We start from the raw sequence: 4,074 nt of genomic DNA on the forward strand, positions 1-4,074 counted from the left end.
GCCGATCTCGCTCTGCGGCTTCAAGAGCACCGGGTTCATGTGCACGGTCATCGGCCGCCGAGCCGCGCGCGCCTGCAGCGCCTGCGCGCGGCCGATCTCGCCGCCATCGGCAGTGACGGCGGCATTGTTCGACATGTTCTGCGGCTTGAACGGCGCCACCTTGAACCCGCGCAAGGTCAGCGCGCGCGCGAGGCCTGCGACGATCAGCGACTTGCCGACGTCGGAGCCTGTGCCCTGGAACATGATGGCGCGCGCGCTCATAGTTTAGAACTCGATTGGTCTAGAACTCGATGCCTTCCTGCGCCTTCACGCCGGCCGAGAAGTGATGCTTGACGAGGTTCATCTCGGTGACGAGGTCGGCCGCCTCGATCAGCTCGGGCTTGGCGTTGCGGCCGGTGACGACGATATGCAGATCGGGACGGCGCGCAGCGAGGGTGGCAACGACATCGCCGATCGGCAGGTGGTCATAGCGCAGCGCGATGTTCAGCTCGTCGAGGATCAACAGCCGGATCGATGGATCGGCCATCAGCTCCTTCGCCTTGGCCCAGGCGCGCTCGGCCGCCGCGACGTCACGCGCGCGATCCTGCGTTTCCCAGGTAAAGCCTTCGCCGAGGGTGTGCCAGGACACCTGATCGCCGAACGCCGCGATCGCCTTGCGTTCGCCGGTCTCCCACGCGCCCTTGCCGAATTGCACGACGCCGATGCGGAAGCCGCGGCCGAGCGCGCGCAGCATCAGGCCCCAGGCCGCGGTCGACTTGCCCTTGCCCTTGCCGGTGTGGACGATCAGCAGGCCTTTTTCCATGGTTTTCGAGGCGACCTCGGCATCCTGCACCGCCTTGCGGTTCTCCATCTTGGCCTTGTGGCGTGCATCTTCGGCGTTCTCGGTCATCGGTTCGTCCTCTTCATTTCAAGATGAGCGGCAGGCCGGCCGCCATCAGAATCACGCGATCCGCCAACGCCGCGACGTCCTGGTTCAGTCGCCCCTGCGCATCGCGAAAGGCGCGCGCCAGCGCGTTGTCCGGCACGATGCCGAGCCCGACCTCGTTGGAGACGGCGACGATCGGGCCTCGCGCGGTCCTGAGCGTATCGATCAGGTCAGCGCAAGCCGAGGGAACATTTCTGTCGGCAAGCATGACATTGCTCAGCCACAGTGTGAGGCAGTCAATCAGCATCGGCGCGCGATGCTCCGCGCGTTCGCGGATGAGACCAGCGAGATCCTGCGTCGTTTCCAGCGTCTGCCATCCCTCGGCGCGGCGCGCCTTGTGCTGGGCGATGCGCTCGGTCATTTCGCCATCGAACGCCTGCGCAGTCGCAACATAGATCCAGGGCGGCGACTCGGCGGTGATCAGCGCCTCGGCATGACGGCTCTTGCCCGAGCGCGCGCCGCCGAGCACCAGGGTGAGGCGCGGCAGGGCGGGGTTCGAGGCAGGGGGCATGGGGACGATTCCGATTGACGGGCTTTGGCCCGACCCGTATCTAACAGATGACGGTTCTCCGAAAGGAGAGATTTAGGGAACACGGTGCGGGTTCGCGCCTTAAGCCGTGGCTGCCCCCGCAACTGTAATCGGCGAGTGTGAGGCCAAAGCACCACTGGGAAACCGGGAAGGTGGTCTCACGCAGCGACCCGAGAGCCAGGAGACCTGCCGTCGACATTGCTGTTGGCCGACCCATCGCGCGGGGAGTCGCGATGCTGGTTCTGATCCTGCCGGGATGGGCGGGATGCCGTCGGATGCAGCGCATCGTCCGGTCCTCTGGGGGAGCCGGCAAGCGACGGAGACGGCCATGAAGTTCACCCGTGCCACGACTTTTGCGATTGCGAGCCTGGTCCTGCTCGCGGCCCAGCCTGCGTTTGCGCATCACATGATGGATGGCAAGCTGCCGCAGACCTTTGCGCAGGGGCTGCTGTCCGGCCTCGGCCATCCCGTGATCGGGCTGGATCATCTGGCGGCGATCGTCGGCGCCGGTATCGTTGCGGCCCTGCTCGGCCGTGGCTTCGCGCCCGTGCTCGCGTTCACGACGGCGATGATCGCCGGCGTCGGCCTGCATCTCGCAAAGGCGAACATCCCGGCGGCCGAGCTGCTGGTTGGCCTGTCCACCGCGTTTGTCGGCCTGGCGGTCGTGATGCGCGGCCGTTTCGGCGTGCTGCCGGTCGCGGGGTTGTTCGCGCTGACCGGTGTGTTCCATGGCTATGCGCTGGGCGAGTCGATCGTCGGCGCTGAGACCACGCCGCTCGGCGCGTATCTCGCTGGCCTGCTGGTGATCCAGGCCGTCATTGCCGCGGGCGCGTTCCTCGGCACGAGGCTGCTGTCGACGAAGGCGAACGCCATGGCGCCGCTGGCGTTGCGGCTCGCCGGCGCCGTGATCGTGCTGGTGGGCGGTGTTGCGGCGGCGACCGCTGCCGGCATGATCGGCTGATTGATGATTGCATTGGAGACTGGTCAGACGACGCTGTTCGTCTGCGTCACCTGTCGTGCCCAGGCGGCCGAGTCAGCGCCGCCTGATCAGCCGCGTGCCGGGGCTCGGCTGCTCACCGCGATCGAGGCCTTGCCTGCCGAGCAGCGCGCGGGCGTGGTGGTGGTCGGCGTCGAGTGCCTGTCCAACTGCAATCGTGCCTGCACCGTCGCAGTCACCGCGCCTGGCAAATGGACCTATGTGCTCGGCGCGCTGGATCCGGATGTGCATGTGCAGGACGTTCTGACATTCGCGCAGCTGCATCAGCGTCACGAAGCCGGGCTGCCAGCGTGGCGCGAGCGTCCCGAATACATCCGCAAGAACACGGTCGCGCGCGTGCCCGCGTTGCGCTGAGAATAGAGATCTCGCTGCCATGACGACATCCTTCGCCAAGACATCCTTCGCCAAGACATCCTTCGCCAAGACGCCTTGCACCATCGTCACCGGCTTCCTCGGCGCCGGCAAGACCACGCTGGTGCGCAACCTGATCGAGACCGCGAATGGCTGCCGCCTCGCGATCATCGTCAACGAGTTCGGCGATGTCGGCATCGATGGCGACATTCTGAAAGGCTGCGGCGTGCCGGATTGCCCGGAGGATCGCATCGTCGAGCTGTCCAACGGTTGCCTGTGCTGCACCGTCGCCGATGACTTCGTGCCGGCGCTGAAGAGCCTGCTCGATCAGAAGGAGCCGCCCGAGCACATCGTGATCGAGACGTCGGGACTGGCGCTGCCGAAGCCGCTGGTGCAGGCGTTCAACTGGCCGGAGATCGCGACGCGGGTCACGGTCGATGGCGTCGTCGCCGTGGTCGACGGTCCCGCCGTCGTCGCCGGCCGCTTCGCCGACGATCCCGAAGCGCTCGCGGCGCAGCGTGCAGCCGACGATTCGCTCGATCACGACAATCCGCTCGAGGAGGTCTACGAGGATCAGCTGCTGTGCGCGGATCTCGTCGTGATGAACAAGAGCGACCTGATGAGCGACGAGGAGCGCAAGGCCGTGGCGTCCGAGATCGCGGCGAAGGTGCAGCGCGCCGTCAAGGTGATCGCGACGGAGCACGGCCAGCTCTCCGCGTCCGTGCTGCTCGGATTGGGCGCAGCCGCGGAGGACGACCTCGCGGCGCGTCCGTCGCATCACGACAACGAGGCCGAGCACGATCACGACGATTTCGAGAGCTTCGTGCTCGACGTGCCGGCGCAGACCTCGCCCGACGCGCTGGTCGACCGCATCGCCGCGGCCGTCGATGCGCACGACGTGCTCCGCGTGAAGGGCTTTGTGGAAGTTGCCGGCAAGCCGCTGCGCCTGCTGGTGCAGGCGGTCGGCAGCCGCATCCAGCATCAGTTCGAGCGGCCGTGGCGCGCGGGCGAATCACGGCAGGGCCGGCTCGTGGTGATCGGCGAGCGCGGCCTCGATGCCGCCGCGATCAAGACCCTGATCGCGGGCTAGGCGAGGGCGATGCACCTCCTGGCGACATCCGGCGCGGATCTGGACGACCTCGAGCAGGCCGTGGATCTCGCGCAGTCGCCGGCGGAGGTCGTCGTGCTGTCGTTCTCCGACAGCGATCTCTCCGCGCTTGCCGAGGCCTGGACCGCAAGCGCGGCCGAGCTGCCAAGCCTGCGTCTGGCCAG

The 4,074-nt window shown here is 67.2% G+C and carries 6 protein-coding genes and 1 riboswitch; of the genes, 3 read left to right on the plus strand and 3 right to left on the minus strand.

Annotated features, from left to right (window positions below):
• The 3 genes from BRAO375_RS17715 to cobU form a co-directional block, all read right to left on the minus strand.
• A partial coding sequence (locus BRAO375_RS17715; protein WP_035640852.1) for a nucleotide-binding protein occupies nt 1–261 on the minus strand: 261 nt, incomplete at its 3' end.
• Between the two features lie 19 nt (nt 262–280).
• Nucleotides 281–889, minus strand: a complete 609-nt coding sequence (gene cobO / locus BRAO375_RS17720; RefSeq protein ID WP_009028837.1) for a cob(I)yrinic acid a,c-diamide adenosyltransferase — start codon at nt 887–889, stop codon at nt 281–283.
• A gap of 13 nt (nt 890–902) precedes the next feature.
• On the minus strand, nt 903–1,436 hold the full coding sequence (gene cobU, locus BRAO375_RS17725) for a bifunctional adenosylcobinamide kinase/adenosylcobinamide-phosphate guanylyltransferase (RefSeq protein ID WP_009028838.1): 534 nt from the start codon (nt 1,434–1,436) through the stop codon (nt 903–905).
• 34 nt (nt 1,437–1,470) lie between these two features.
• Nucleotides 1,471–1,662, plus strand: a riboswitch (cobalamin riboswitch).
• Between the two features lie 120 nt (nt 1,663–1,782).
• Between cobU and BRAO375_RS17730 the strand changes: the two genes are divergently transcribed.
• The 3 genes from BRAO375_RS17730 to cobW are packed head-to-tail and all read left to right on the plus strand — an operon-like array spanning nt 1,783 to nt 3,892.
• Nucleotides 1,783–2,415 carry a HupE/UreJ family protein gene (locus BRAO375_RS17730; RefSeq protein ID WP_009028839.1) on the plus strand — a complete coding sequence of 211 codons (633 nt, stop codon included), beginning with the start codon at nt 1,783–1,785 and terminating at the stop codon, nt 2,413–2,415.
• Nucleotides 2,416–2,418: 3 nt separating this feature from the next.
• Nucleotides 2,419–2,805, plus strand: a complete 387-nt coding sequence (locus BRAO375_RS17735; RefSeq protein WP_009028840.1) for a DUF1636 domain-containing protein — start codon at nt 2,419–2,421, stop codon at nt 2,803–2,805.
• Between the two features lie 19 nt (nt 2,806–2,824).
• Nucleotides 2,825–3,892: a cobalamin biosynthesis protein CobW gene (gene cobW / locus BRAO375_RS17740; RefSeq protein ID WP_009028841.1), complete on the plus strand. Its 1,068-nt coding sequence runs from the start codon at nt 2,825–2,827 to the stop codon at nt 3,890–3,892.
• Nucleotides 3,893–4,074: the final 182 nt, after the last annotated feature.

It is taken from the genome of Bradyrhizobium sp. ORS 375 (assembly GCF_000239775.1).
Lineage (GTDB): Bacteria > Pseudomonadota > Alphaproteobacteria > Rhizobiales > Xanthobacteraceae > Bradyrhizobium.

Excerpts from the sequence above, each read along its gene's own strand:
- cobW (WP_009028841.1), top strand. The coding sequence starts at position 2,825 with ATGACGACATCCTTCGCCAAGACATCCTTCGCCAAGACATCCTTCGCC.
- cobU (WP_009028838.1), bottom strand. The coding sequence starts at position 1,436 with ATGCCCCCTGCCTCGAACCCCGCCCTGCCGCGCCTCACCCTGGTGCTC.
- BRAO375_RS17730 (WP_009028839.1), top strand. The coding sequence starts at position 1,783 with ATGAAGTTCACCCGTGCCACGACTTTTGCGATTGCGAGCCTGGTCCTG.
- cobO (WP_009028837.1), bottom strand. The coding sequence starts at position 889 with ATGACCGAGAACGCCGAAGATGCACGCCACAAGGCCAAGATGGAGAAC.
- BRAO375_RS17735 (WP_009028840.1), top strand. The coding sequence starts at position 2,419 with ATGATTGCATTGGAGACTGGTCAGACGACGCTGTTCGTCTGCGTCACC.